Source organism: uncultured Microbacterium sp., assembly GCF_945952435.1.
GTDB lineage: Bacteria > Actinomycetota > Actinomycetes > Actinomycetales > Microbacteriaceae > Microbacterium.
This window is the reverse complement of the sequence record NZ_CAMFHZ010000002.1, coordinates 164,952-191,373: the sequence shown is the minus strand read 5'-3', so window position 1 is coordinate 191,373 and position 26,422 is coordinate 164,952. Positions and strand designations below refer to the sequence as shown.

At 67.8% G+C, this 26,422-nt stretch carries 28 protein-coding genes, 1 tRNA gene and 2 pseudogenes; 16 read left to right on the top strand and 15 right to left on the bottom strand.

All coding sequences use genetic code 11. The features are described 5' to 3' along the window. Positions 1-33: 33 nt before the first annotated feature. The 5 genes from Q0P88_RS01820 to Q0P88_RS01800 form a co-directional block, all read right to left on the bottom strand. Complete coding sequence (locus Q0P88_RS01820; protein WP_295010571.1) at positions 34-585, bottom strand: glycoside hydrolase family 20 zincin-like fold domain-containing protein; 552 nt, start codon at positions 583-585, stop codon at positions 34-36. Between the two features lie 82 nt (positions 586-667). Beyond that, on the bottom strand, positions 668-1,702 hold the full coding sequence (locus tag Q0P88_RS01815; protein WP_295010570.1) for a hypothetical protein: 1,035 nt from the start codon (positions 1,700-1,702) through the stop codon (positions 668-670). Then, positions 1,702-2,601, bottom strand: a complete 900-nt coding sequence (locus tag Q0P88_RS01810; protein WP_295010569.1) for a carbohydrate ABC transporter permease — start codon at positions 2,599-2,601, stop codon at positions 1,702-1,704. The genes Q0P88_RS01815 and Q0P88_RS01810 overlap by 1 nt, the downstream gene beginning before the upstream one ends. Before the next feature lies 1 nt (position 2,602). Then, positions 2,603-3,478, bottom strand: a complete 876-nt coding sequence (locus tag Q0P88_RS01805; protein WP_295010568.1) for a carbohydrate ABC transporter permease — start codon at positions 3,476-3,478, stop codon at positions 2,603-2,605. A gap of 81 nt (positions 3,479-3,559) precedes the next feature. After that, positions 3,560-4,927, bottom strand: a complete 1,368-nt coding sequence (locus tag Q0P88_RS01800) for an ABC transporter substrate-binding protein (RefSeq protein WP_295010567.1) — start codon at positions 4,925-4,927, stop codon at positions 3,560-3,562. Positions 4,928-5,080: 153 nt separating this feature from the next. Here Q0P88_RS01800 and Q0P88_RS01795 point away from each other — a divergent pair, with 153 nt between their 5' ends. Both Q0P88_RS01795 and Q0P88_RS01790 read left to right on the top strand, forming a co-directional pair. Next, the gene (locus Q0P88_RS01795) at positions 5,081-6,022 is read left to right on the top strand and encodes a hypothetical protein (RefSeq protein WP_295010566.1); all 942 of its coding nucleotides are present in this window, start codon (positions 5,081-5,083) and stop codon (positions 6,020-6,022) included. A 63-nt stretch (positions 6,023-6,085) separates the two neighbouring features. Next, positions 6,086-6,892 (top strand): DeoR/GlpR family DNA-binding transcription regulator, encoded by an 807-nt coding sequence (locus Q0P88_RS01790; protein ID WP_295010565.1) that lies wholly within the window; start codon positions 6,086-6,088, stop codon positions 6,890-6,892. A gap of 149 nt (positions 6,893-7,041) precedes the next feature. Here the strand turns inward: Q0P88_RS01790 and Q0P88_RS01785 are convergent. Beyond that, positions 7,042-7,779 (bottom strand): annotated as a pseudogene (locus tag Q0P88_RS01785) (amino acid ABC transporter ATP-binding protein). Between the two features lie 170 nt (positions 7,780-7,949). Here Q0P88_RS01785 and Q0P88_RS01780 point away from each other — a divergent pair. The 5 genes from Q0P88_RS01780 (at position 7,950) to Q0P88_RS01760 (ending at position 12,753) form a co-directional block, all read left to right on the top strand. After that, the gene (locus tag Q0P88_RS01780) at positions 7,950-8,981 is read left to right on the top strand and encodes a PLP-dependent cysteine synthase family protein (protein WP_295010564.1); all 1,032 of its coding nucleotides are present in this window, start codon (positions 7,950-7,952) and stop codon (positions 8,979-8,981) included. Then, the gene (locus Q0P88_RS01775) at positions 8,978-10,606 is read left to right on the top strand and encodes an FAD/NAD(P)-binding protein (RefSeq protein ID WP_295010563.1); all 1,629 of its coding nucleotides are present in this window, start codon (positions 8,978-8,980) and stop codon (positions 10,604-10,606) included. Before Q0P88_RS01780 ends, Q0P88_RS01775 begins: the two co-directional genes overlap by 4 nt. 65 nt (positions 10,607-10,671) lie before the next feature. Further along, positions 10,672-12,096, top strand: a complete 1,425-nt coding sequence (locus Q0P88_RS01770) for an alanine racemase (RefSeq protein WP_295010562.1) — start codon at positions 10,672-10,674, stop codon at positions 12,094-12,096. A gap of 62 nt (positions 12,097-12,158) precedes the next feature. Continuing rightward, on the top strand, positions 12,159-12,482 hold the full coding sequence (locus tag Q0P88_RS01765; RefSeq protein ID WP_295010561.1) for a hypothetical protein: 324 nt from the start codon (positions 12,159-12,161) through the stop codon (positions 12,480-12,482). 97 nt (positions 12,483-12,579) lie between these two features. Then, positions 12,580-12,753 (top strand): CsbD family protein, encoded by a 174-nt coding sequence (locus tag Q0P88_RS01760; protein ID WP_295010560.1) that lies wholly within the window; start codon positions 12,580-12,582, stop codon positions 12,751-12,753. Positions 12,754-12,845: 92 nt separating this feature from the next. Here the strand turns inward: Q0P88_RS01760 and Q0P88_RS01755 are convergent, their stop codons facing one another. Continuing rightward, positions 12,846-14,399 carry a molybdopterin-dependent oxidoreductase gene (locus Q0P88_RS01755; protein ID WP_295010559.1) on the bottom strand — a complete coding sequence of 518 codons (1,554 nt, stop codon included), beginning with the start codon at positions 14,397-14,399 and terminating at the stop codon, positions 12,846-12,848. A gap of 62 nt (positions 14,400-14,461) precedes the next feature. Between Q0P88_RS01755 and Q0P88_RS01750 the strand changes: the two genes are divergently transcribed. The 3 genes from Q0P88_RS01750 to Q0P88_RS01740 all read left to right on the top strand — a co-directional run bounded on the left by Q0P88_RS01750 (position 14,462) and on the right by Q0P88_RS01740 (position 16,055). Next, entirely contained in the window at positions 14,462-14,773 is a 312-nt protein-coding gene (locus Q0P88_RS01750) for a hypothetical protein (protein WP_295010558.1), read from the top strand. Positions 14,774-14,915: 142 nt separating this feature from the next. Further along, positions 14,916-15,674, top strand: a complete 759-nt coding sequence (locus Q0P88_RS01745) for an SDR family oxidoreductase (protein ID WP_295010557.1) — start codon at positions 14,916-14,918, stop codon at positions 15,672-15,674. A gap of 39 nt (positions 15,675-15,713) precedes the next feature. Beyond that, positions 15,714-16,055: a nuclear transport factor 2 family protein gene (locus Q0P88_RS01740; RefSeq protein ID WP_295010556.1), complete on the top strand. Its 342-nt coding sequence runs from the start codon at positions 15,714-15,716 to the stop codon at positions 16,053-16,055. On the opposite strand, the gene Q0P88_RS01735 is transcribed toward Q0P88_RS01740, so the two are convergent. After that, positions 16,036-17,250 carry a low temperature requirement protein A gene (locus tag Q0P88_RS01735; protein ID WP_295010555.1) on the bottom strand — a complete coding sequence of 405 codons (1,215 nt, stop codon included), beginning with the start codon at positions 17,248-17,250 and terminating at the stop codon, positions 16,036-16,038. The two genes, Q0P88_RS01740 and Q0P88_RS01735, sit on opposite strands and share 20 nt — an antisense overlap. Before the next feature lie 48 nt (positions 17,251-17,298). On the opposite strand from Q0P88_RS01735, the gene Q0P88_RS01730 reads away from it, so the two are divergent. After that, positions 17,299-18,009 carry a TetR/AcrR family transcriptional regulator gene (locus Q0P88_RS01730; protein WP_295010554.1) on the top strand — a complete coding sequence of 237 codons (711 nt, stop codon included), beginning with the start codon at positions 17,299-17,301 and terminating at the stop codon, positions 18,007-18,009. Next, positions 17,967-18,443, top strand: a complete 477-nt coding sequence (locus Q0P88_RS01725) for a hypothetical protein (protein ID WP_295010582.1) — start codon at positions 17,967-17,969, stop codon at positions 18,441-18,443. The genes Q0P88_RS01730 and Q0P88_RS01725 overlap by 43 nt, the downstream gene beginning before the upstream one ends. Positions 18,444-18,630: 187 nt before the next feature. Here the strand turns inward: Q0P88_RS01725 and Q0P88_RS01720 are convergent. Together Q0P88_RS01720 and Q0P88_RS01715 are read right to left on the bottom strand one after the other, a co-directional pair. Continuing rightward, a pseudogene (locus tag Q0P88_RS01720) lies at positions 18,631-19,811 on the bottom strand (IS3 family transposase). Positions 19,812-20,211: 400 nt separating this feature from the next. Beyond that, a complete protein-coding gene (locus tag Q0P88_RS01715; RefSeq protein ID WP_295010553.1) occupies positions 20,212-20,553 on the bottom strand; it encodes a hypothetical protein in 342 nt (113 codons plus the stop codon). A gap of 133 nt (positions 20,554-20,686) precedes the next feature. On the opposite strand from Q0P88_RS01715, the gene Q0P88_RS01710 reads away from it, so the two are divergent. Further along, entirely contained in the window at positions 20,687-21,244 is a 558-nt protein-coding gene (locus Q0P88_RS01710; RefSeq protein ID WP_295010552.1) for a hypothetical protein, read from the top strand. Between the two features lie 61 nt (positions 21,245-21,305). Here Q0P88_RS01710 and Q0P88_RS01705 read toward each other — a convergent pair whose 3' ends face one another. Genes Q0P88_RS01705 through Q0P88_RS01695 form a run of 3 tightly spaced genes read right to left on the bottom strand, consistent with a single transcriptional unit; the run spans position 21,306 to position 23,260 of the window. Beyond that, on the bottom strand, positions 21,306-21,539 hold the full coding sequence (locus tag Q0P88_RS01705; RefSeq protein WP_295010551.1) for a hypothetical protein: 234 nt from the start codon (positions 21,537-21,539) through the stop codon (positions 21,306-21,308). Between the two features lie 60 nt (positions 21,540-21,599). Beyond that, positions 21,600-21,908 (bottom strand): hypothetical protein, encoded by a 309-nt coding sequence (locus Q0P88_RS01700; protein WP_295010550.1) that lies wholly within the window; start codon positions 21,906-21,908, stop codon positions 21,600-21,602. Next, positions 21,908-23,260, bottom strand: coding sequence for a hypothetical protein (locus Q0P88_RS01695; RefSeq protein ID WP_295010549.1), 1,353 nt, complete (start codon positions 23,258-23,260; stop codon positions 21,908-21,910). The genes Q0P88_RS01700 and Q0P88_RS01695 overlap by 1 nt, the downstream gene beginning before the upstream one ends. 177 nt (positions 23,261-23,437) lie before the next feature. On the opposite strand from Q0P88_RS01695, the gene Q0P88_RS01690 reads away from it, so the two are divergent. Next, the gene (locus tag Q0P88_RS01690) at positions 23,438-24,019 is read left to right on the top strand and encodes a hypothetical protein (protein WP_295010548.1); all 582 of its coding nucleotides are present in this window, start codon (positions 23,438-23,440) and stop codon (positions 24,017-24,019) included. Then, positions 23,937-24,650 carry a site-specific integrase gene (locus tag Q0P88_RS01685; RefSeq protein WP_295010581.1) on the top strand — a complete coding sequence of 238 codons (714 nt, stop codon included), beginning with the start codon at positions 23,937-23,939 and terminating at the stop codon, positions 24,648-24,650. The genes Q0P88_RS01690 and Q0P88_RS01685 overlap by 83 nt, the downstream gene beginning before the upstream one ends. An 87-nt stretch (positions 24,651-24,737) precedes the next feature. Here Q0P88_RS01685 and Q0P88_RS01680 read toward each other — a convergent pair. Continuing rightward, a tRNA-Tyr gene (locus Q0P88_RS01680) sits at positions 24,738-24,819 on the bottom strand. Positions 24,820-24,916: 97 nt separating this feature from the next. Beyond that, on the bottom strand, positions 24,917-25,687 hold the full coding sequence (locus tag Q0P88_RS01675) for a hypothetical protein (protein WP_295010547.1): 771 nt from the start codon (positions 25,685-25,687) through the stop codon (positions 24,917-24,919). A gap of 84 nt (positions 25,688-25,771) precedes the next feature. On the opposite strand from Q0P88_RS01675, the gene Q0P88_RS01670 reads away from it, so the two are divergent. Further along, complete coding sequence (locus Q0P88_RS01670; RefSeq protein ID WP_295010546.1) at positions 25,772-26,377, top strand: hypothetical protein; 606 nt, start codon at positions 25,772-25,774, stop codon at positions 26,375-26,377. Positions 26,378-26,422: the final 45 nt, after the last annotated feature.

The window sequence follows — 26,422 nt, the reverse complement described above, 5'->3', positions numbered from 1 at the left end:
CCACCCTCCCGGGCAAGCCAGATCAGATGTCACCTATCCGTGCAGCAGTCCCATGACTCCGGCGGGGGCACTCGCATGCGCGGAGTCCGTGCGCAGAAGCTGAAGGAGAGTCTCTCCGGCGTAGTAGATGCCGGAGGTGGCGGGGGCGGACAGCGTGGCGATGTTGCCGAGATCGGCCTTGTACCCTTCGACGTTCGTCGACACTCCCGCATCGAGCGTGACGAAGATGTCGCCGGGGCTCGCTGAGGCGGCGGTGACGACGGCGGGTGCGCGCCCGGTGACGCTGCCGAGTTCGGCGGCGAGGTTCTGCGCCGTCTGCAGCAGAGTGTTCTTGGAGGCGAGGGGCGCGGTGATACCGGTGGTCGTCAGGCCCGCATCGGCGCTATCGACGACGAGCCGCGACGTCCCCGTGTATGCGTATGTGCCCGTTGCCGGCGTCCATCCGTGCACCCGAGGAACGACCCCGAGATCGGTGGCCGCGGCGACGGGTGCGGTGGCGAGCAGCGTTCCGGCAAGTGACGCGACGATGACCGCGATCGCGCCGCCGAGACGGAGCGAGGGTCGTGGATGAGGGTCGATCTTCATTGAACTGGTCCCTTCTGTGGACATGGAGGTGGCTATGGACAGCGAGGTGGTACGTGCTTCGCGACGAGGAGCGCCGGATCCGCTACGGGATCGCTCCGGAGGCCAGGTACTGGCTGAGCAGTGCCGCTTCCGTCGCGCCCAGCGCCGTCCCGGGGAACGTCGCGATCGGCCCGCCGGCGCCGGCGTGCTGCAGAACATCGGCCAGCTCGGTCACTCCGAACTCCTGACCCCAGTCCCACGGGTCGGCGAACTCGGGAGCCGCGGTGAGCTGGACCACCGGGACGATCGGCAGCCCGGTCTGTGCGCGGAGCTCGTCGACGATGGATCCGATCCACTCGGGCGAACGCTGCAGGATCGCGTGGTAGGTCATGGGATAGAGCACGTCCACGAACGGCAGCCACGCCCGAACGTCCTGCCCGGTCGTTTCTCGGCGCTGCGCCGAGGGAACCGGCACGACGAAAGCTCCGAGAGCCACCCGGGTGCGCGCGATCGCATGGGAGACGCGCTCGACGACCTCTGCCACCACACGGCAACGGAAGTCCGTCCACTCCGGCAGCAGCTCACCGAGCAGGCGTTCGGGAGTGGGGGCTTCGCTCAGCTCGACCCCGACCGACCGCGCCCATCGGATGAACGCCGCGAGAGTGCCTGCATCGAAGGATGCAGGCGGCAGATGCGGGCCGACCTCGCGCGCTTCCAGCTCCCAGTGCAGGGGCCAGCGGATGAAGTCCAGGACCAGACCGCTCACCCCTGGCGTGGTCGCCAGCCGGACGCACCGCCGGATGAGCTCCTCCACGACATACTCGTCCGTGGGGACGAGCCCGACATACCACTCCAGCCGGGGGCGGAGGCTGCCGTCCGCCCCGACCGGCGCGGTGACCCGTGGATCCTCGAGACTGATCGAGCCGTGCTCGTGAAAGCAGGTGACGCCGGCGAGCAGGCGCATGCCTCGCTCTGTGACCGCGGCGACGACGGAGGGGGGCATTTCGTCGACCTCGATGATGACGTCGCCGATCCCGTTGGCCGCAGCGCGATTGAGGAGTTGGCTCAGCCCCGTGAGCGAGGTCGCCTCGAGTTCGGCGGCCGTGAGGACGAGTGTGTTCTGGGGTGAGAAGCCCATCACTTCAGTCCCGACATCGCTTCGAGTCCGCGCATGTACGGACGCTCCAGGATCAGGAAGAAGAGGAGCGGGGGCAGCACCGCGATGGTCGCGCCGGCCATCCAGACCTGGTAGTCGGTCTGGAATGTCGCCCCGATTCCGAGCAGGGAGAGACCGAGCGGCGCAGTGAAGTTGCCCTGTGAGGATTCGACGACGAGGGGCCAGAGGAACATCGTCCACGATGTCATGAAGGTCATCACCGCGACGGTCGTGATCACCGGTCCCGACAGAGGAAGAATGACGGTACGGAAGACCCGCAGTTCGGACGCGCCGTCCAGCCGTGCCGCCTCGAGGTAGTCCTCCGGGATCGCCCGCAGGAACTGGCGCGAGATGAAGATCGCCTGCCCAGAGACCACGAACGGCACGATCAGCGCCCAGAGGGTGTCGAACGTCCCGATCGACTTGATGATCAGGAAGAGGGGGATGACCACGGAGGAGAAGGGGAGGAGGGTGGATCCGAGGAGGGTCCACATCAGGCCCTCTCGGCCCGCGAAGTGGAACTTCGCGAACCCGTAGCCGACGAGGATGGACAGGATCACCGCGGCGAGGGCGGTGATCGTCGCCACGAGAGTGCTGTTCCACAGGAACTCGGCGAACGAGTGTCCGGTGAAGCGCGGCTCGAAGAGCGCGTTGACGAAGTTCTCCGGGTGCCATTCGCGCGGGATCCACTGCACCGGGACCGTGAGGACGTCTTCGCGGGACTTGAAGGCCGCGGAGACCATCCAGACGATCGGCACAAGGGCGAAGGCCAGATATCCGACGAGGAGGACGTACTTCAGCACGAGCCCGAGGGCGCCCCGGCGTCCGGCCGGGCGCCGCATGGCGCGCTTCGCTGCGGCCGTGGTGACGGTGGAGGTCATGTCAGGCCTCGTCTTTCATGATTCGGGAGCAGATCACCGCGAACAGCAGCGATCCGGCCAGGAACAGCACTCCGGCGGCCGACGCGTAGCCGCTGCGGGAGAAGCTGAAGAAGTTCTCGTAGAGGAAGATGGGCAACGTCCGGGTGGCGTTGGCCGGGCCTCCGCCTGTGAGCATGTACACCGGTTCGAACAGGCCCAAGGTGGTGATGAAGGACAGCACGACCACGAACACGGTGATCGGACGCATCAGCGGCCATTTGATCCGCCAGAACGTCTGCCACCCGTTCGCGCCGTCGATGCTCGCCGCCTCGATGACGTCTCGCGGCACGCTGCGGATCGCGGCGAACAGGAAGATCGTGTACAGCGAGGTCGTCTTCCAGATGATGAACACGGACACGGCGATCGGGGCGAGGCCCGAGTCGGAGGTCCATGCGGCTCTGACGAGTCCGGTTAGTCCGAGCGACTGAGCGACGCTGGCGAGAACACCCTGATTGGGGAGGAAGATGAGCTGCCAGACGAGCCCCGTCGCAACCCAGTCGGTGACCACGGGGATCATGAACAGCACCCGCCAGAGCCGTCCGAACCGGATCCGCGGGTCCGCGAGGGCGATGGCCAGCAGCATCGCCAGGATCAGGCTGGGAACCATCGAATACACCGCGATCTGCAGTGACGCGCCCGTCGCCTTGAGGAAGAGCGGATCGCCGAACAGTTCGACGAAGTTCCCGAGTCCGACGAAGGACGGCGCCGACCCCAGCCGCCAGTTGGTCAGTGAGTAGAAGAGTGCCAGCGCCAGCGGAGCCAACCAGAACAGCAGGAAGGCGAGGATCGCAGGGGCGATGAAGGCGAGGCCGGTGAGGGCCAGTCTGCGGCGATTCATGAGTGTCCCGTCGGCGCCGGGCAGGCGCTCAGTGGTGTCCGGCGGGGCACGTCGTGCCCCGCCGGAGGTGTGTGCTGACGATTAGTTCTTGATCCGCTCGAGCGCGGCCTGAAGCTCAGCCGCCGCTTGATCCGGCGCGGTGTGGTTGTACACCACCGCATCGACGGCGGCGACGATCGCCGAACCCGCCTCGTCATAGACGTGCTGCGGAGGGGAGACCTGGTAGTTCTTCAGCGCGTCGATGAACGTCTGCAGATAGGGGGCTTTCGTCACCGCAGCCTTGAAGTCGTCGGACGCCAGGTATGCCTTCGAGGGCTGGAGATAACCCAGCTTCGAGAACCAGTAGTCCGCCTGCGCCGTCTCCCCCTTCTTGCCGAGGATGAACGCCAGGAACTTCTGCGCGGCGGCCTTGTGCGCGTCATCGCTCTTCGCGTTGGTCGCCCATCCCCAGAAGTACGAGATGTCCTTGTAGGTGGACTTGTCGTCCGGGTTGACGACCGGGTTCGGGACGACCTTGAACTTGAAGTCCGGGTTCTGGGCGAGCGCTGCTCCCGCGTACCACGTGCCCGCGCTCACCATCGCCGCTCGCCCCTGCGGGACATCGGCGAACCAGTTGTTGAGGAACGTCGGGTCGTACGCCTTGTACTTGTAGACGAAGTCGCTGAACACCTGGAGCGCATTCTTGACGGCGGCCGTGTCGCCCGCCGGCTTGCCGTCGACGTACACATCGTCCTGACCGTACTGGCGCAGCAATGTGTAGAAGTTCTGCGAATACCACTGCGCGTCCTTGAAGTTGGCGAAGAAGCCGAACTGGTAGCCGGTGCGCGTGACCGCTCCGTCCTTCTCCTGACGCAGCTTCTGCCCGATCTCACCGATCTGATCCCAGGACACGGGCTTGTCCGCGGGAAGGTCGGGGATTCCCGCCTGCGCGAACACGTCTGTGTTGTAGTACGTCGCGAGCGTGTCGAACTCGGAGAACATGCCGTAGAGCTTGTTGTCGTACGAGAGTTCTTTCAGGGAGGACTTGTCGTACGCCCCGAGCAGGTCGGCGTCGTCCGCGTATCCGAAGGTCTTCGGATCCACGGAGTCGAGGAAGCCAGACTCCTTGAACTTCGGGAAGTTCCAGCTGCCCATGTCCCAGACGTCCGGTCCGCCGCCGCTGGACAACGAGGAGAGCAGCTTCGAATCGTAGGACACCGCACCCGCGAGAGGCACCGACGTCATCTTGACGGTGACACCGGGGTTGGCCTTCTCGAACTCGGGGATCCACTTCTTCGTCATCGCGTCCTGCAAAGGCGCGAACTCGTGCGTCCAGAGCGTGAGCTGGACCTTGTCATTACCGCTGCCGCTTCCGGCGTTCCCCCCGTTGAGCCCGCATCCGCTCATCGTCGCCGCTGCCACGGCGAGAACGATCGTGGCTGCAATCGGCTTGCTCCAGTGTCGGGGCATCCTTACCCTCGTCTCTTTGGACGGCTCTCGACCGTCGTCTGAACATTTGTGAACAAAGTAGAGGCATTTTGCGCACGCGTCAACATCCAATTGATCACAATTCGACGTGGGCTAGAGTCGGACCACCGGACAAGGACAGGCAAGGGGGCTCTGGTGACGGAATACGGAGTCGCGTACTTCGGCAACCGGATCCTCCAGCATGTCCAGAGCGACCTCGACGAGATCGTCGCCGCCGGCTTCCAGAGCGTGCTGCACACCTTTTCGGAGGTCGATGAGCGCTTCTATGCGGAGCAGATGCGTGCGATCGTGGCAGCCAGTCATGCCCGGGGACTGCGGGTTTCTGCCGCCCCCTTCGCCGTGGCAGGCATCTTCGGAGGCGAGGATGCGAGCCTCTTCCTTGCGGAGCATCCGGAGGAGCGGCAGCGCGACAGAACGGGCAGGGTGCGCCCCGCGGCCTGCCTGAACAGCACGATGCTGCGTTCGCTCCTGCGGCGATGGATTCTCGCCGCAGCGACAGCAGGCTTCGACGAGATCCTCTGGGATGAGCCGGCCTGGGCTTTCGCCACCGACGACGGCGCGCGGTGCGTCTGCCGGTACTGCCGGGATCTACCCGAGGACCTTTCCCCCGAGCGGAACCTGGTCGAGTTCGTCTCCTGGCTCGTGGAGGAAGCGCGCTCTCACGGCATGCGAAGCACGGTGTGCCTCATTCCGGACGAACTCGCCCTGACTCCCGGACAGCCCTGGGCGGAGATGGCCTCGATCCCCGGCTTGGCCTCCCTCTCGAGCGATCCCTACTGGAAAACGGCCTACTTGCCCGCCGAGAAGTTCGTCACAGACGTCACCGAGCGCGTTCGCACGGCGATTGGTGCGCTTCCGGTGCACTGCGAGTGCTGGGTGCAGGGATTCGGCCTGGGCGAGGAGGACCTTCCCGACCTCGAGATCGCCTTCCAGGCGGCCCGGAACGCGGGGGCGCGCCGGATCTGGGTCTGGGCCTTTGCCGCAGCGGGCCATATGAGTGAGCTCGGCACGACCTCCGCGGACACCGTCTGGGAAGCGATCAAGCGGCAAACCGCCCAGAACGTTGGCGAAACGTGAGATTTACGAGAGTAGTCGTGAGCAAAAGCTCGTATAGTGATCACAAATACGCAACGGAGCACTATGACTGAAACCTCATCCGCCTCGGCGACGCGCGAACTCTCTGGTGACCTCAACCAGCATCAGCGTCTCTCCGGCATCCTGGAACTCCTCGCCGAGAAGGGGAGGATCAGTGTGCACGACGCCGTCAACGCTTTCAACGTCTCGGGAGCGACGATCCGGCGCGACCTGGACCATCTTGCGTCTCGTCAGTTGCTGCACCGCACGAGAGGCGGCGCGGTCGCCTTGCTCGCCTACGACATCCCCCTCGGGTATCGAGGCGATGGCACCACCGAAAGCAGGCAACGCATCGGCGTGGCCGCGGCGTCCAAAGTCAACATCGGCGACGTCGTAGGGATCACCGGTGGCACGATAGGCCTGGAGCTCGCGCGCGCTCTCGCCGCGCGACCCGACCTGGTCAACGTCCCGGAAGCGATCACCGTCGTCACCAATGCGGTGAACGTGGCGTACGAACTCAGCGCCCGGTCCTCCATCCGGTTGCTGCTGACGGGCGGCGTCGTTCGGCAGCGTACCTTCGCCATGGGTGGTGACATCGCGAAGGAGACCGTTCACAGGTTCAGCTTCGACCACTCCTTCATCGAAGGCGACGGTCTCACGGAAGAGGGACTATCCATCGATGACGAGTTCAGCGCAGAGGTGCAACGCGCATTCGTCGCCCGGTCCACCCGGACAACCGCTCTCGTCGACAGCGCCCACATCGGTCGGCGAGCATTCGTCAACACCTGCGCCCTTCGGGACATCGACTGCGTCACCACGGATACGGACTCCCCCTTCGTCGCGATCCCCGGTCTGGCTATCGACGCCGTCTGACGACGCCGTTCGCGACCATCGCTGACACGGGACCCGTGCTGAAAGGGGAAGAGAGCGGTGGGCAGCGACGAGGGTCGCACGCGTGGTTCCCCCCTCTCGGCAGGAGCCCGGCCGTGGCCTGACGCCCCGCCGACGGCGGCCTCGCCCGCTCAGCGACGTACGCGGGCGAGGAATTCCGCCGTCGCCGCCTCCCGCGGGGCGTCGAAGATCTGAGCGGGCGGGCCCTGCTCGATCAGCGTCCCGTCCTTGAGGAAGACGACCCGGTCGGCGACCTCGCGGGCGAACGACATCTCGTGCGTGGCCATGAGGATCGTCGTGCCGCGCTGCTTGAGCTACCGGACGAGATCGAGCACCTCGCCGACCAGCTGCGGATCGAGTGCACTCGTGATCTCGTCGAGCAGGAGCAGCTCGGGCTCCGTCATGATGGCCCGGACGATCGCGACGCGCTGCTGCTGCCCGCCGGAGAGCCGATCCGGATAGGCATCGGCTTTGTCGCCCAGCCCCAGCGCGCTGAGCAGATCTCGCCCGCGCTGTGCTGCCACCGCCCGCGGCGTCCGGTGGACGCGCCGCGCGGCGAGCGTGACGTTGTCGAGCACGGTGAGGTGAGGGAACAGGTTGAAGTGCTGGAACACGACGCCGATCCGGGCTCGGGTCGCGTCCGCGTCGATACGGGGATCGGTGATGTCGGTGCCCGCGAGGAGGATCTGCCCGTCGTCCACACGTTCGATGAGGTTCATCGTGCGCAGGAGCGTCGATTTCCCGGATCCGGACGCCCCGATGAGCACCACGACCTCGTGCGGATGCACCACGAGGTCGACGCCGCGCAGGACGTCGTGGTCGCCGAAGCGCTTGCGCACGCCGATCGCCTCGATCACAGGAGCGGTCATACGATGCCTCCGGCCTGCTCGCGTCTGTTGACCGCCGAGGCGTTTGACAACACGCTTAGCAAGGCCTGCGGCGCCGTGCAAGCCCGTGGAGCATCGGACCTCGCGTCGGTACGGTCCGAGCATGCAGACTTCCCGGCACCCCGATCCGCGCGTCCACGAGACGGCTCGCCGTGCCCTGTGACGCGCTGACCGATCTCGCGGTCCGGGCGGCGGACGTCCTCGAGGATGCGTACCTGCCCACGCCGACCCGGCGTCTGCCCCGTCTCTTCCCCGGAGCGTCGGCACAGATCCACGCCAAGCTCGACAACCTGCAGCTCGCAGGCAGCGTGAAGGAGCGCACCGCGGCGGCGCTGCTGTCCGGCCTGATCCGCGACGGGCTTCTCACGGACGGCGGAACCGTGGTCGAGTCCACCTCCGGCAACCTCGGGATCGCGCTCGCCCGGCACTGCGCTCTGCTCGGCATCGACTTCATCGCCGTGGTCGACGAGCGGGCCAACGAGGCGGCGTGCCAGACCATGACGGCCTACGGCGCGCGCCTGGACAGGGTAGCGACGCCACCGGACGGCAACAGGCTCGCGGCGCGGGTGCGTCGGGTCCGCGAGCTTCTGGAGTCGATCCCCGGCGGGGTGACGACCAACCAGTACGGCAACCCTGACAATCCCGGTGTGCACCAGCGCACGACGTTCCCCGAGCTCGTCGACGCGCTGGGCCATGCGCCGACCCATCTGTACGTGGCGATGAGCACCACGGGAACGCTCCTCGGCGTGCAGCGCGCGATCGAGGAGGGCGGCCACCGCACGCTCCTCGTCGGCGTCGACGTCGAGGGATCGGCTCTTTTCGGGGGCGAGACGGGGAATCGCCTCCTGCCAGGGCTCGGCGCCGGTTTCGAGACCGAGCTGTCCCGATCCGCCCGCCCCGACGCGGTCCACCGCATCCCGGAATCGGAGATCGTCCTCGGCAGCAGGCTGCTCGCGCGTCGAGAGGGGATCCTCGCGGGCGCCTCGACCGGCGCGATCGTGGCCGCGATCGGGCGCGACCTGCCTCTGCTCGACGCCGACGCGGTCGTCGCGTTCATCGTGCACGACACCGGCCTGCCCTATCTGCCCACGGTGTTCGATGACGGGTGGGTGCACGCGAACCTCGGCGACGAGGGCCTCGACCCCGATCGGCTCGCCGCCGACGACCCGTTCGCAGCGGCGTGACGGCTCCGCCCGCTCCGCGCCCCGCGATGCCGACGATCGACATCGCGTTCATCGGCGGGGGACCTCAGGCCCTGCGCGCGCTGGTCGAGCTCGACGATGCCCTCGCCGGAGTGCCCGGGCCACGGCTGCGGATCGTCGCGATCGATCCGCACCCTCCCGGCGCGGGAGCGGTCTGGCGCGTCGACCAGCCCGATCATCTGCGGATGAACGTGCCCGCCGACCTCGTGGACCTGCGCTGTGCCTCCGCGCCGTGGTCGCTGTCCGAGTGGCACAGGCGGACGCTGCACACGCCGTGTCCCCGCTTCCCCGCACGACGCGTCGTCGGCGCGTACCTCACCTGGGTCTGGGACCGCCTCGCCCGGTCGGAGCGCTGGGAGCTCCTCCACGTCCCCGCACGGGCGGACCGCGTCGATCCCGAGCCATCCGGGTGGGCGGTGTCGTTCGCCGGCCCCGCCGCCCCTCCCCTGCGTGCGCGACGGGTCGTCCTGTGCACCGGGCACCGGTATCCCGCGGGCGCCGATCACGAGACGCTTGCGGACCCGCTCGGCGCCGATCCGCGCGACGCCCTCGTCGTCCGCGGCGCGGCTCTCACCGCCTTCGACGTCGTGATGGGCGCGACGGAGGGACGCGGCGGCCGATGGCGGCCTTCGGAAGACGGTGCGGCGGCGGCGCGGACCCCCCTCGTGTACGTGCCCTCGGGCACGGAGCCACGACGCATCACGCTCCTCTCGCGCACGGGTCGGATGATGCTGCCCAAACCGGAGGAACCGTCGTCCGCGGCGGTCGACGCGGTGCGTGCGTTGCACGCGGAGTGGGGGCGACGCGACCCGCTGGGCGAGGCGTGGTGGGACCTGCTCGTGGAGGCCGCCCGTCGCGCCGCCCGCGCGCAGGGCGTCTCCGTGTCGTACCCCGCTCTGCGCGCGGTCCTCGACGCGCCTCCGCGGTGCCGCGACACGGCGGCCGTGCGGGACCGCTGGCACCAGGATCTGCGGCGCGCACGGGGGGAGGTCGACGAGGATCCCGCCTGGTGGCTGGGCCGGGCATGGTCGGCCGCGCACCGCGACGTGCTCGCCTCGATCGAGCGTCTGCCGCGCTCCGCCGATACGTGGCCGGTGTTCCGCCGCCGCGCGGCCTCCCTGGAGCGCTGGGCGTTCGGACCGCCGGCCGAACTCGTCGCGCGGCTCTGCGCGCTCATCGACGCGGACCTCCTCGCCGTCGAGACGGCCGTGGACGCGGAGGAACAGCATGCCATCCGGGCGTACATCGCCGGTCCTGGCGTCTTGGAATCCCCGCGGCCCTGGACGGACGAGGAGGACGAGGCGCGCGGGCCCGAACACACCGACGAGCGCGGTGATGCCGATCCGCTCTGGGCCCGGCTGCTGCGGACGGGGGCGGTGACGGTCCGCCGCGGCGAGTCGGGCGTCCTCACCGCACCGGATGCGGCGTGCATCGGTCACGACGGCACGCCGACGCCCGGACTGGCCGCCCTGGGCCGCCCGACCGAGGGCCCCGTCGTCGACCACGACTCGCTCAGTCGGGACCTGCACCTCGACGCCCGCCGCTGGGCGGCCTCCGTCGCCCGAGACCTCACCGCAGACGCCTTCCCGGAGACGAGAACCGCATGACCCCGACCGATCCGCTCCCCCGTGCTCACGGCATACCCCCTCTGACGGCTCGGACCCGCCCGTGGATGGACGCGCTCGTGTCCGACCCCGACGCCTGCGCGCGACTGCTCGACGAGTACGGCTCTCCGGTCAACCTGCTGGACTTCGCGCCGCTCGCCGAGCACGTCGAAGAGCTGCGCGCGGTGGCGGCCTCGTCCGGCGTGGATCTCGGCATCCGCGTGGCACGCAAGGCGAACAAGGCGGTCGCGCTCGTCGACGCGGCACGGACGGCGGGCGCAGGAGTCGACGTCGCCTCCCTCGAGGAGCTCGTGCAGAGTCTGGACGCGGGGATGCCCGCGGAGCGCATCATCGTCTCCGCGGCGGTGAAGGAACACGAGCTCCTTCGGGTGGCCGTCGCCGCGGGCGCCGTCCTCAGCGTCGATAACGAGGACGAGCTCTCCGACATCCTCGCCGTCGCCGCGTCCTCCGCCCGGCCCGCTCGGCTGGCCCTGCGCCTCGCGATCACCGCAGAGGGCGCCGCACCGACCCGCTTCGGCCTCCCCGTCCAGACCTGGCTGAGCCTGCTCCGTCGCGGAGAGGTGACACCCTCCGCGCGGATCGAGGGACTGCATTTCCACCTCAACGGCTACGCCGTCGAAGACCGGGTGGCTGCCCTCGCCGAAGCGCTGCCTGCGGTGCCGATCCTGCGCGGCCTGGGGCATCACGTCGGGTTCATCGACATCGGCGGGGGCCTGCCCGTGCGCTATCTCGACGACGAGGACGCCTGGCGCGCCTTCTGGCGGGCGCTGGACGAGGACCCGTCCGCCGTCACCTGGCGCGGTGACCGGCTGGGGATGGTCGATCCTTCCTCGGACCGTCCCTCCCCGGAGGTCTACCCGTTCTGGCAGCACCGCGACGCACCGACATGGCTGCAGGAACTCCTCGCAAGTCCGCTGCCGACGTCGGCCGCCTGCCCTGATAAGCGATCCGGGGTCCCGAGCACCGACGCGGCCGGCGTCGGCGACGGGGGGATCAGCGTCGCCCAGGCGCTGCGCGCCCAGGATCTCGCGCTGCATTGCGAGCCGGGGCGCGCGATGCTCGACGGGTGCGGGATGACGCTCGCCCGGGTGGCGTTCCGCAAGAGCACGAGCGACGGCCTCGGCCTCATCGGCCTGTTCATGAACCGGACGCAGCTGCGCTCCACCTCGCGCGACGTCCTGCTGGATCCGCTCTGGATCCGCCCCGCCCATCATCGGCCTGCCGACGAGACGAGGGACGCGTTCCTCGTCGGGGCGTACTGCATCGAGGAGGAGCTCATCCTGCGCCGACGGCTGCGCTTCCCCGACGGAGTGAGTCGTGACGACATCGCCGCGTTCCCGAACACGGGCGGGTACCTCATGCACATCCTGGAGAGCGCCTCGCACCGGATTCCGCTCGCCGCGACGGTCGTGCGAGACGGTGACCGATGGGTGCGGGACCGCGGCGACGCCGCGGCGCGACCGCAGGCCTAGCGCGACGACGCGCCGCGCACAAGTACCGCGGCGCATCCGCACGGGTGCAATACAGTGCGGCCATGAGCCTCTCTCCTCCGATGTCCGCGGAAGCGGTGCTGACGTGGCCGGACGAGGACTTCTGCGTCGCGTCGCGTGGCGGACAGCGGATCGGGTCGCTGCGTCGCGAGGGATTCGGACCCTATCGGGCCTTCGACGCCGCGGGGAGTCTGATCGGCGAGTACGTCTCGCTCCATGACGCGTCCGCCTCCGTCTGCTCTCTCGACGCTCCGTCCGTGCTCGCGGTCCTGCCGCCGGCGGTTCCCGCCGCGACGACGGCCGCGATGCGCACCCTCCCGGCCCTCGCGCCGCAGGACGTCTCGGACGCACTGCTCCCCGTCGCCTGAGCGGCTAACATTCCCGCGCCCCGGGGTCAACCCCGCAGCGAGAAACCACGGGGAGTGGAAGTGTGGGAGCACACCCCGAGACAGAAGGAGGCTGGACATGAGCGCAGCGGACCACGCGAAGAACGCGGCCGAGAAGGTCGGCGGAGCCGTCAAGGAGGGCGTCGGCAAGATGACGGGCAACGACAAGCTCGAAGCCGAGGGGCGCGCCGATCAGGCGAAGGCCGATCTCAAGAACGCCGGCGAGAACGTCAAGGACGCGTTCAAGAACTGACTTCTCGCATCGAGACACGGGGCGGCGGGCCACAGGGCCCGTCGCCCCTTCTCATGCCCCGTCTCCCCCTCCCCGGGCACGAGGCCTGAGACTCATCCGACGCGTACGAGCGTCGACTGCCATCCGGTGGAGCCGTCGGGCGCGATCGGAGTGCGCTGCTGCTCTTGCACCCGTCCGGCGAGGTCGGTCGCCCGCACGACGAGCGTGTGGCTCCCGCTCGTCGCGTTCCAGTCGAGGGACCACTGCACCCACGTGTCCTTGTTGATCGGACGGGACAGCGTCGCCTCCTGCCAGGGTCCCCCGTCGATCTGCACCTCGACCCGGCGGATCCCCGTCGTCTGCGCCCACGCGACGCCCGCGATCTTGGCGGCCCCCGCCGGGATCTGCTTGTCGATGCGCGGGGTGTCGATCCTGCTCGACAGCTTGATGGGCGCCTGGGCGCTGTATCCGCGCGGCGTCCAGTAGGCCTGGTCCTTCTCGAAGGTGGTGACCTTGAGCTCGGTGAGCCACTTGGTCGCCGAGACGTACCCGTAGAGTCCGGGGACGACCATCCGCACGGGGAACCCGTGCTCGAGGGGCAGGGGTTGCCCGTTCATCGCGACCGCGAGGATCGCGTCCCTCCCGGGATCGGTGAGCGCGTCGAGCGGGGTGCTGGCCGTGAAGCCGTCGATGCTGCGCGAGAGCACCATGTCGGCGTCGCCCGAGGGGTTCGCGAGGGCGAGCACCTTATGGACGGGCACGCCCAGCCAGCGGGCGTTGCCGACGAGGTTCCCGCCGACCTGGTTGGAGACGCACGTCAGGGTGACGACGTATTCGTCCAGCCCCATCCGCAGGAGCTCGTCGAAGCTCAGCTCCACGCGCCGGCCGACCATGCCGTCGACGACGAGCCGCCAGGTTCCCGGATCGATCGAAGGGACGGACAGCGCCGTGTCGACGCGGTAGAAGTCGGTGTTCGGGGTGAACAGCGGGGTGATGCCCGGGATATCCAGTTCCGCTCCTTCCGGCACGACGACGCGGTGGGACGGCTCCGGCAGCCGGAGGGCCTTGCGGATCGCGGACACCGACGACGTGGCGGCGGATCCAAGACGCGCCCCCGTGCCGACGACGACGGCCGCCACGGCTCCGATCACGGTGAGGGCGAGGAAGCGGCGTCGATCCGCGGGCACCGGCCGGTCGGCGGGGAGCGCGGCGTCGCGCCAGCGCTTCAGCGCCCGGATGGTCAGGCTGAGGAAGACGCATCCGACGAACGCGCCGATCAGCGGCGGGAGGAAGGCCAGCGGCGTCGCGCCCGCACGCGTGGTCGTCGCGAGGACGCCCGCGATCCCGGCGAGGGCGAACACCGCGACGCCGACCCAGCGGCGCCAGGATTCGAGGATCCCGGCGAGGATCGCGGCGATCAGCACCGCCGCACCGAGGGAGAGCAGCAGGACCAGCTTGTCGTTCGCGCCGAAGAGATCGATCGCGAGTTCTTTCACCCCCTGCGGAACGATGTCGATCACGAACGACCCCGCCGCGAGGATCGGGCTCGCGTCCCGTGCCACGAGGAATGCCGCGGCTTCGGCCACCGCGACGAACACCGCTCCGCCGACCGCCCCCGCGAGACCGGCGAGCAGCACCCGCCCCAGACGTTCTCTTCTCGCGCTCATGCTTCTGGTTCGGAGCCGGCGCCGATCCGGATTCCCCGGCCTCCGCGGCGTATCATCCAGCCATGGGAAGGCTCAAGTACGACGGTTCCGAACCTCCGATCGTCATGGACGACGCCACCGTCGCGCACCTCAAGATCGTCATCTGCTCGAAGCTGCGCCGACGCGAGAGCTTCCTCATGACGTGGATCCGCGCCGATGGCGGGGAGGACGCGCGCACGAGCATCTGGCTCCATCCGGCGATCCCGCTGCAGTTCGGCTTCGACGTCGCTCAGACGCCGCCGATCGATCAGAAGCGGATCACCGCGATGCTGGACGCCCTGAACCGGGTCGGTGAGCTGGTTCTGGACGAGTACGTCGCCGCGGTCCCCGGCTGATCCTTCTCGCCGCGGCGAGGAGATTCCCTGTCACCGGAGGACGTCGCCGGAGAGAGCGCGGTGCCCTCCCTGTCACTCGCGGTATCACTGTGATACTTTCGTGTTTCAGTGATACATACCGGAAGCGCACAGGGAGACTCGGATGGCCAATACGTATGACCTCAGCGGGAAGAACGTCCTCGTAGCGGGCGGAGCGAAGAACCTGGGCGGCCTGATCAGCCGGCGCGCCGCGCAATCGGGCGCCGACGTGGCGATCCACTACAACTCGCCGGAGACGCGCCCCCAGGCGGAGGAGACCCTCGCCGCGGTGGAGGACGCGGGACGCACAGGGGTGCTGCTCACGGGGGACCTGACCGCACCGGAGAACGTCGCCCGGCTGTTCGCCGACGCGGAGTCCGCGCTCGGCAGGATCGACGTCGCGATCAACACGGTCGGCAAGGTCCTACGCAAGCCGATCGTGGACACCACGGAGGCGGAGTACGACGCGATGTTCGACATCAACAGCAAGGCGGCGTACTTCTTCATCCAGGCGGCGGGACGGCACCTGGCGGACGGCGGCCGGATCATCACGATCGCGACCTCGCTCCTGAACGCGTTCACGGACGGGTACTCGACCTACGCCGGCGGGAAGGCGCCGGTGGAGGACTTCACCCGCGCCGCGGCGAAGGAGTTCGCGGACCGGATGATCTCCGTCAACGCGATCGCACCCGGCCCGATGGACACGCCCTTCTTCTACGGCCAGGAGACGCCGGAGCGCGTCGCCTTCCACGCGTCGCAGGCGATGGGCGATCGCCTGACGCGCATCGAGGACATCGCGCCCATCGCGCTGTTCCTCGCCACCGACGGTGCGTGGCTCACGGGGCAGATCCTGTTCCCGAACGGCGGCTACACCACCCGCTGAGCAGGCACGGCCGCACGAGCCCGACGAGAGAGGAACATCATGACGGAGAACAACGGACCGAGCGCGCCGACGCCGGTGGAGGCTTTCGTGAAGGCGATCAACGACGCGGACACCGACGCGTTCGTCGCGCTCTTCGCACCCGACGGTCTCGTGGACGACTGGGGCACGTTCTATCGCGGACGCGACCGGGTCCGCGACTGGGCCGGCTCGGATGCGATCGGCGCGGGCGCGAGGATGACCCTGCTCGACGTCTCGACGGAGGGCGCGGTGACCACGGTCCGCTTCGATTGGCGCAGCCGCGTCTTCACGGGGCAGTCCACCGGCATCTTCACGTTGGGCGACGCGGGGATCGAGAGCTTCGTCATCCCTCCGTCGCACTGAGCCGCGCACGCCGCATCTCGCCGGCGAGGAGCAGCAGGAGGATCGCCGCGGTGAGCAGGCCGACGGTCAGGCCGTCGATCCCGAAGGCGCCGGCGGCGCCGATCACCGCGGCCAGGGCGACGATCGCCGCTCCGTGCCACAGCGGGGTCCGGTGCGAGATCATGCGCACGTAGACCAGGTGCCCGAGCAGGAAGACCGCCGCTCCCCCTGCGGTGAACAGCGCGAGCGTCACCGGGCCGGGCTCGTGGGCCTCGACGTGGCCGAGCAGGGGCGCGAGGGTCTCCTCGTTCCCGGCGGCGAGCAGGATGATCCCCACGATCATCACGGGGTGCACGAGGTGGAAGGCCCGCGCGGCCAGCTTGCCGGGATCGTCGCTGCGCGCGATCGCCTCCACCCCGCTCTCCGCCCAGCGATCGAAGTACAACAGGAACAGGGCGACCACGGCCACGAACGCGCCGACCAGCCCGACCACTCCGGCCGCCCCGATGTGCTCCGCCACGGTCAACGGCGTGCTGATCCCGATCACCGACTCACCGAGCGCGATGAGCACGAACGCCTGACACCGCTCGGCGAAATGCGGGCCGTCGACGGTCCAGTCCTGCGTCCGGGTGCGGCCCAGCCAGGGCGTCCAGAACTGCACGATCCCGCCGATCACGTCCACCAGCACCGCCGCAGCGAAGAACGCCAGCCTGGCCTCCCCCTCGGCCAGCCCGCCGAGGACCGCGAGCGTCCCGCTGAGCACGCACCAGCTGAGGATGCGCAGATAGTTGCGCCGCAGGGACGGGTTCGCACGCATCGCCCACACGGCGTAGAGCGAACGGCCGATCTGCATCACGGCGTAGGCGAGTCCGACCCAGAGACCGCGCTCGCCGTACGCCTGCGTGATGCCCGCCGTCATCACCAGACTCACCGCCATGACCCCGAGCAGCATCAACCGCGTCGGAGTGCGTTCCGGATCGAGCCAGTTCGTCACCCAGGTGGTGTAGACCCACGCGTTCCAGACCATGCCGAGGATCACCAGCGTCTGCAGGGCACCCCACCACGTCGGATCGCCACGCAGCAGCACCGCGAGCTGGGTGATGGCGACGACGTAGATCAGATCGAAGAACAACTCCGTGTTGCTGACCCTGGTCCCGGTCGATCGATCCCGCAGCAGACCCACGAACCCCATGTCGCCCCCTTCTCGTCGTGTCATCTTGCTACATCATGGCATATCGCTTATACACCGCGGTAAGCTGACCGCATGCCTACCGCAGCGCCGTCGGACACCAGGCTGCGCCTGCTCGAAGCGGCCGCGGCGGAGGTCGCGGCCGCGCCGGGCGAGGACGTCTCGATGCGCGCCGTGTGCCAGAAGGTCGGCGTCACGATGCCCACGCTCTATCACTTCTTCGGCAGCAAACAGGGGCTCCTGGACGCCGTCGTCGCCTACGGGTTCGACCTCTACATGGATCGCAAGCGGGCTCAGGAGTCCAGCGGGGATCCGATCCAGGACCTGCGCGACGGCTGGGACGCGCACGTCGCCTTCGGACTCGAGAATCCTGGCCTCTACTCCCTGATGTACGGGAAGGTGCAGCCCGGCCACTCCCCGGCGCCGCAGTCCGGCCCGAGCCGCGCCCTGAGGAGCCTCACCGAAGAGGCCTTCGCCCAGGGTCGCCTCGTCGTCTCCGCGGAGCAGGCGGCCGCGCACGTGCTCGTGACGAACATCGGCGTGACGCTGCGCCAGATCGTGCTCGGGCAGGAGGATCGCGCCCTCTCCGTGGCCGTGCGAGAAGGAGCCCTCGCCGCGATCACGGGGACGGCCTCCGGCTCCGCCACGCGCCGCGGCCCCCGTGGAGAGATCCGGAACACTCTCGAATACGCCGCCCAGCATCCCGAGGTGCTCGGGGTGGACGAGACCCGTCTGCTGACGTCGTGGCTGCGCACCCTCGCCGGCACGGACGCACTCGACGACTGACCGTCGGGCGAGCTCACGCCGCGCCGCCGCTCGCGGCCCTCTTCCTCATCGACGCGCACGGGGCGATCTTCTGGAGCTACCTGTCCCCCACCGCGATCAACCCTGTCGCGGACGGTGTCCTCGACGCACTGGATCGGCTGGCGCAGAGCACCGCGAGCCCCGCACCGGAGCACACGGCCCCGGAACTCGTCGAATACGGCGACTGCCAATGCCCCTCCTGCGGCGGGGCCTGCTCCCAGATCAAGCGCATCCTGGAGCGGTTCGATGACCTAGCAGGCGCTGCGCGGGGCCTCTCCGGCACGCCGGACAGCGTTCTTGGAGTGCAGCGGGACGATCCGCCTCGTGGTGAGAGCGCATCGGTCAGGAGGCTCGCCAGCGGATCGCCCGCCCGGCTTGCCGGACGAAAGGGCCCGGACACCGAGCTAGCTCAGTGAATCCGGGCCCTTTCAGGTGGGTGGCAAGTGAGGGATTCGAACCCCCGAAAGCCGACACGCGGCCAGATACCGGTAATCGCTTCTACATGCAGAAAATCAGGGCAGAACTGCCGCATAACCGGCACGAGCGACATCGAGATTCATCCACAGACTTGGGCGTGAGGAACGGACTGGTGACAGGTTCGGTTTAGGCCGCGAGTGTGGGCGGCTCGGCTAGCTTGGCTTCGAAGTCGATGGGCGTCAACCCTCCGAGAGTGTCCTGCGCTCGCTGACGGTGGTACTTCCGCTCGATCCAGACGACGATCGCGAGGCGCAGCTCTTGCCGGGTGGCCCATCGCTGCTGGTTGAGGACGTTCGTTTGGAGCAGGGACCAGAAGCTCTCCATGGCGGCGTTGTCGCCAGCTGCGCCGACTCGACCCATCGATCCGACCATGTCGTGGCGGCGTAGCTCGCGTGCCATGGCCCGGCTGCGAAATTGGCTGCCCCTATCGGCGTGCAGGATGCATCCAGCGACGTCACCGCGGCGGGCGACGGCGTTACGGAGCGCGTCGACGGCGAGCTTCGCCGTCATGCGATCCGAGATCGAATACCCGACGATCCGGTTCGAGAACACGTCCTTGATCGCGCAGCAGTAGAGCCTGCCTTCGGTGGTCGTGCGGTGCTCCGTGATGTCCGTCAGCCAGACCCGATTCGGTGCGTCCGCGCGGAACACCCGTTGCACGTGATCGTCGAACACCGGCGGGCCGGCCTTCCTGCCCTTCCCGCGCCGCCGGCGCTGCGCGGACGAGAGGATCCCGGCCTGCGAGCACAGCTTCCATGCTGTCCGCCTGCTCATCCGCCATCCGGCGCGCCGTGCTTCGTCGGCGAGGTATCGGTATCCGAACGTCGGGTCGTCGTGGTGCGCGTCGTGGAGCGCGTTGATCCGATACGCGCGGAGCACATCCGCATCCCGGACCGGGGCTCCTCGCCACCGGTAGTAGGGCTGGCGGGCGAGCTTGAGAACCCGGCACGACACCGTCACGGGGATTCCCGCGTCGGCGAGCTCAGCAACGAGCGGGTACGTCATTTTGGGGAGCCACCGAGCCGCAGGTTCGCCTGCGACAGATACGCCGCCGCGCGGCGGAGGACCTCGTTCTCCTGCTCGAGCAGCCGGATCCGCTTCTTCAACTCGCGAGCCTCAGCAGCATCGGCCGCGGTCTGGCCGGGCCGGTTCCCGTCTTCGACATCGGCCTGGCGGAGCCAGTTCTGCAGCGTCGCTTCACTGATACCGAAATCGGTGGCGATCTGTTTGATGGTGACGCCGCTCTCACGACGCCGAGCGACCGCGACGACGTCCTCACGGAACTCTCTGGGATAAGGACCGGGCATGATGACATCCTCCCCGCCAGCGCCTCCCGGCACTAACGATCAGTTGACACCGATCCGTTCCTCACGCCCGAGCGTGGTCGGATCTCGAGTTCGGTTGCGCGCCGCGGGTTCTGACGTCGGAAACGACGAATAGCCCCGCCCTCACGATGGAGGGCGGGGCTTCGTTCACTCGTTGACGAGTTCTCGGTACTGCTTGCGGGTCAGTCCGATCGGCTCACCGTTCAGGGGTGCGTAGGCGACCGCGCCGCCCGGTGCAGAACCCGCACCAGCGTGCTCGAGCCACTGGTCGATTACTGCCCTTGCAGATGTGTCCGCCGCGGTCGCAAGGGTCATTGCGATCCCGCTCCCCGTTTCAGGGGAGGTTGCCCGAGAGGGACGTGGGACAGTCCACGTCTGAGGCCTACTTCTTGCAACCGATCAAGAGCGACGTGTAGACGCCTTTCTTCGCGTCAATGTTGACTTGCGACGTCGCGTCGCCTCGGGGGACGACGCCAAGAATGTACCCCTGGTCGTCGCTCGATCTGCAGGCCGCGATCACGGACCACCGGGACGGATCTTCGCCCCCGTTGTATGCCGGCGGCTGATGCACCACGTTCGGCGTGAGATCGACGATGACGAGCGATCCCGGAAGGCCGTCTTGAGAGTCTTCAAGCGTCTTGCCCACGAGCGAGGAAGGTGCAGGTTGCTGCGGTGCGCACCCGACTGTTAGCGCGAGGATTCCTCCGACGGCGACGGCGGCCATCGTCGTGCGCGATCGTGACATCGGACCTCGATTCCGTGGAAACTCCACCCTTGCGGGGAGCGGGGACCGGTGTCAAGATCAACCGGGACGGGGGGGTCGTTCAGTGATCCCTCGCTAACCGGAGGGTAATTGTATGAAGTTCAAGAATCGGATGGTGAGCGTTCTCGGGGGAGTCGCCATCATCGCCGGAAGTGTTGTGATGTCCGCACCTGCCCACGCAACGGAGGGCGCGCCGCCCTCTCCCGCGCCGGACACATCGTCGGCCCAGAACGACTCCGTCCCTGCCCGGCCGCCTTACGGCACGACCTACAGAGTGACCGACGTTTCAAGTACGCCTCAGTGGATCGACTACACGCAGGCGATCGGTAGCTGCAGCTCGGCGGGTGGAACTTGCACGATCGCTAAAGGGCACACCGCGACGACGACGATCGAGGTGTCGACGGGTATCACGCGGGGTGAGATCGCTGCAGGCCTCGGGATCTCTGCATCAGAATCTGTCACGGTCGACGTCAGCTGTTCGTCTCCGGTTCTCAAACCTGGTGAGACGTGGACGGCCTACCCTCGGGGCACTCGTTACGACTACGCCATCATGATGACGTCGAACGTCCCTGGGCACGAAGGCGCCGGGATCAGCGCGTACGGCAAGGCGTTCATCGCCAATGCGAACGATATGGTCTGTCAGATTCGCTGAGCCAACGAGAAGGCGCCCCCGTCCCGGAAAACCCTGACGGGGGCGCTTTGCCCAGCAGCAATTAGACGTAACTGGTCAATGATTCGTCGTAGTCCGCGAACCGGTGCAGGCGGGTCAGGCGGATGTCGTTCCGCCTGACCAGCCAAGCCCAGATCTCGCCACCGATGGGAACGGAGGGGACACCGCTTGCAGCGAATGCCTGCTGTTCTTCTCGGATGCGGTGGGCCAGTTCGACGCACTCCTCAGGGTCGTACGCAGCCTCGAGGGTGAACGTCTGAGGTGCGGGCTTGACCATGAAGCGAGTACCCTCGAACCGCTTTGACTCGAACCTCTGCCCGTTCATGGACGTGTAGCTTTACGCGACCGCGTTGCGTGTTCCGAACGGAAAGCCGTAGAGGTAGATCGTCGTTGTTTCGGCGTCGCCGTGTTCTTCGGCGACGTTTTCCTGAAACTCGCGTAGCTTCTCGGTCGCGATCTTGTCGACGTCATCGATGTCGCGCAAGCCGGCCTGGGTTGAGATGTACTCGAGGAGCGCTTCCGCAACCTCGGCTGTGCCGGTTGAGGCCATCACGATCTTCAACTGCGGCAACGGGTGCACCTTGTGGCTGTAGTACACGGGAGTGTCATTCGCGCCTTGCACCACGAGCGTGTCCGTGACCAGCACTACGCTGTCTTCGTCCTGGCTCGGCTCGCCATCGTTCGATGACACTGTGCCCGCCCGCTGCCTGAACCTCGGCAGCAGTGAGGACGTGTTCGCCGTTGGACAGCCAGACGGGCACGCTGTCCGACGTTGCGGAGCCGGGGCCGTGGACGGGCCCACCGCTCGCGTAGGTGCCCATGCGGCCGTTGCCCGAGGCGGCTCCGTTCAGATCCGGCAGCACAGCCCGGTACTCGATGGTGCCGTTCAAAGTGCCGTAGCGGGCGATGAAGTTGTCGATCGTGCCGATCGCGGGGCCAGTGGTGGCGAGGACGTCCATGCTCTTCGCTGCGGGAAGTGCGAAGACTCTGTCGGCGAGCTTTTGGACCTCGTCTCGGGGAGAAGCCTGCCGCGACGGCGGAGTCGATGAACTTCTGTTTCTGGTCCGCCAACGTGGCCGCGTACTTGTCAGCAGCGTCCTTGCCGGACATCGTGGCCCGATCGACCTCGTATTGCTTCTCCGCGGCCGTCTGCGCGGCCCCCGCGACGTCAGAGAGCATCGCGGCGTTCGCGGACCCAGACACCGTGCTCTCGTCCAGGGAGAGAGCGAACCCGTCGAGGGTGTCGTGGGCTTTCTCAAACTCGTCACGCTGCTTCTGCACGGCGTCGCTGATGCCGGCGAGAGCTTCCTGATAGCGGGCGTTTGAGGAGACAGCGTCCTGGTTCGTGCCGTTCGTCTCGTTGATCTTGTTGATCAGTTCCGAAAGCTGCGAGTTCAGCTCGTCGACCTTCTTCGACTCGTCCAGGCACGACTCCGCGGCCGTCTTCGAAGCATCCACCGAGCCCTCGGTTGCTTCAGTCTCCTGCTTCTTCAGCTCGGTTCCGCGCTGGCTCGCGTCGTTCTGATTGTTGATCCCACCGACCATCGCTTCGAGCGCAAACCGCACCTCGAACGCGTTCATGCCGGTCTCGGACATGATCTTGTTCAGCTCACCCTGATCGCCATTGAAGGCCTTGTAGTAACGGCCGAGGTCGGCCATCGCGGACTTGTTCCCGAGAGCCGCGCTGGTGACAGTGTCGAGGGAGACGCCAAGCTTCTCCGACGCGTCGTAGGCGGACTGCCAGTTGAAGGAGAGAGCGTCGCCGCCCTTCTTCAACTGTTCGATCGCGAGCTTGCGCGCCGACTCACCAATCTTGTCCGCGCCTTCCGAGATGATATCTGCGTACTCCTGCGCCAACTCTCGAGCGCGCTGCTGACGCGCTGCGAGCTCTCCGACAACGAAGAACAGGCCCCCGAGCGCCAACCCCGCCACTCCCGCTGACAGACCGATCCCCTTCATGGACAGGTTTGAGGCCTTCACCGTCTCGGAGAACTCCAACCAGGCCGGATCGCCTTGAACGCCGCCCCGCCCGAGAGGAGCACGGCGGCAGTCGCCCCGCCAACGACGGACGTCACCGCCTGCACGGGCGCAGGCAGGTCGCTATACATCCCGACGAGTCCGGTAAGCGCCTGCACCATCGTGCGGAGGGCGTCGTTAGCCTGGCTGCCGGTCTGGATGAGCGCGATGGCTACGCGGCCACGTTCGCGGCGTCGGGGGAAGGGCTCGCTGCAGAGTTATCAGACTAGGGCTGGGCTGAGGTGGCGCTATCAGTTGTGGATTCCGATCGATCCGGAACAGCCGGATGCCGGCGAGAAGAAGTTCAGCCGGGGCGGCTCCCTGACCGATGACGATGCCGACGATGCGATGCAGGAAGCGCTTCGGAAGCGGAAGAATGACGAGAAGTTCCATGGCGCGGTGGCAACGCTGGAGGCGTATGGGTCTGACTGGCTCGACGCTTTGACGCTCGAGCCAAGCACTCTTCTCGGATACCGCCGCCAGTTCTACAACCATCTGGTGCCGCACCTCGGTTCCAAGCAGCTGGACAAGATCACGGGTCCCGCAATCGGTAAGGTCTACAAGACCCTGAAGGAGCGTGGTGGCCGGGAGGGGGCCCTTGAGTTCGAACACGGTCAACAAGACGAGCATCACGCTCGCGGCGATCGTGGACTCGGCGATGGAGGACGGTTTCATCACGAAGAACCCGGCCCGACTCAAGAAGACCGTCAAGGCACCAACGGGCCGCGATATTCGTGCTGAGCGTCGCGAGATCGTTACCTGGACTGCGGAGCAGCTCAAGGGCTTCATGGAGTGGAGCCGGAAGGCCATCAACGACGAGAGCTATCCCCTGTGGCTCACGCTCGCACACACGGGCATGCGTCGAGGTGAGGCGCTCGCGCTGCAGTGGCGTGACATCGACTTTGCCCATGGTCGGATCTCAATTCGGAGGGCCGCTGATATTGCGACCCGTGACCGTGTGAAAGTTCCTAAGTCGGGCGCCGCCCGCGCGGTCGATGTCGACGCTGGGCTTCTTGCGGTACTTAAGACGCACAAGACCGAGCGGGGGTCGCTCGCCCTCGACTTCGCACGACCGGGTGCATTCGTCTTCGGTGCCGAGGACGGCAAGATGCTGAGCCCAGTACTCGTCACGAACCGTTGGAAGCGACGGACGACGTCGGCACAGCGAGTCATGCGGGACCTTCCGCACATCCCGTTGCACGGACTCCGCCATACGCATGCGACGCTGCTGCTGCAGCTCGGCGAGTCACCCAAGGTCGTTCAGGAGCGGTTGGGGCACGCGAGCATCGCCATCACGATGGACATCTATTCACACGTGAACCCGACTATGGGACGGGCTGCCGCGGACAGGTTCGCGGCGCTCGTTCAGTAGGACGTTGCCCCATAGTTCGCCCCATGGGACCAGAAAGGCCTCTGACCTTGGCTGGTTAATGCCTGGTCAGAGGCCTTTTGATTGGGGTGGCAAGTGAGGGATTCGAACCCCCGAAGCATTACGCGGCTGATTTACAGTCAGCTCCCTTTGGCCGCTCGGGCAACTTGCCAATGCACGCCCGTCCCGCTTTTCCAGCCGACCGGGGGCGCGAAGATCAAGCATACCGGCCGCGCGGCCTGACCGGAAATCGGCGGAGGACCCTGTTCTCAGGTCGCGATCCGACCGATCCGATCGGCGAGTCCATGCAGGTCGGGGGCCTCTCCGCGCACGGACTCCCCGGGGGAGGTCAGCCGCACCGGAGCATGGCGGACCGTCCCCGCGACGACCGGCGCGGGCAGGAGCCGCGACCGCCCGCGCGCGGTATCCGACGACGCCTTCGGGGCGGCGTCCCCCGCGACGGACTCCCGCGGGGACGACTCCTCGGACGCTCCGCCCGGCGCGTCTCCGCCGCCCTCCGTCGCGGGGGACGCCGCCGTCGGCGCGTCCGGAACACCCGCGGGAGGACGCGAAGTGCCCTCGTCCTCCGATCGCAGACCCAGCGCGCGCAGCACCGCATCGCGTCGTTCCGCGACGGCCGCGCCGTCCTCCTCGCTGCCGTCGGTCTCGCGGAGGTCGACGACATGCTCCGCCTCGCTCTGCGCCGCCAGCGAGCGGCGCGTCTCAACGAAGGAGGTCGTGCCGCCGCGTCGCAGCACGCTCTGGGCGCCGGCGCGGTCCCGGACGATCATCCACCGCGGCGTGCCCTCCGGCGCGGGGATCCCGACGAGCTGCGCTCCGACATCCGCGAACACGGCACGGATCCGCTCTCCGTCCGCGTCCTCGCCGATCGGCGTGACGACGGTCACGACCACGCCGTGGTCGCGCAGTGCACGCACCAGCTCCACCGCGTCGCCGGCGACCCGCTCGCGCACGCCCTGGGCATCGCGGACCTCCTCGATCCGCACGTCGCCCAGGATCGTCACGTGACGTTCGGTCATCCGAGCCCCTTCCGCCGAGAGTCTCCCCAGGGTACCCCCGCGCTGCGCGCCGCGAACGCCTCGATCTGCCCCTATCGTGGCGACATGAAGACGCGCACGGTCGCGACCGTTCTGAGCACCCTCGCCCTCGTCGGCGTGCTGGCCGCCTGTTCGTCCGCCGCGCCCGGCGGATCAGGCACCTCCGCGTCGTCGGCCTCGTTTCTGGGAACGTCCTCCCCCCGGCCCACGCCGGGTGGATCAGCATCACCGACGCCCTCGCCGACGGCGACTCCCGTGGCGCTGCCGAGCGACTGCCGTGCGATCCTCTCCGCCGACGTCCTGTCCCAGCTCGGAAGCATGCCGTTGAACGACCCGGAATGGGGATCGAGCGGGGTGCAGGCCGACGGCTCCCTCACCTGCATCTGGGGCGATCCCCGCGCGGACACGTCGACCATGGTGACGACCATCGCCTACAAGGACCGCGGCCCTGCCCTCGATCTGTTGAACGGCCTCGTGAAGACCGACGGGTTCACCTGCTACACGCCGGACGGCGGCACCCGTTGCGAGAAGGAGTGGCCCGACCCGAAATACCCCGTCACGGACGGCCGCACCCTGTTCTGGCGGGACGGTGTTCTCATCGACTCGCGCTACGCGAACCTCGCACCCACGGGCTACACCTCGAGCATCATCGCGCACGTCTTCGGATCCTGACATCTCCCGACACCGCGTCTCCTGACCCCGCGTCTCCTGACCCCG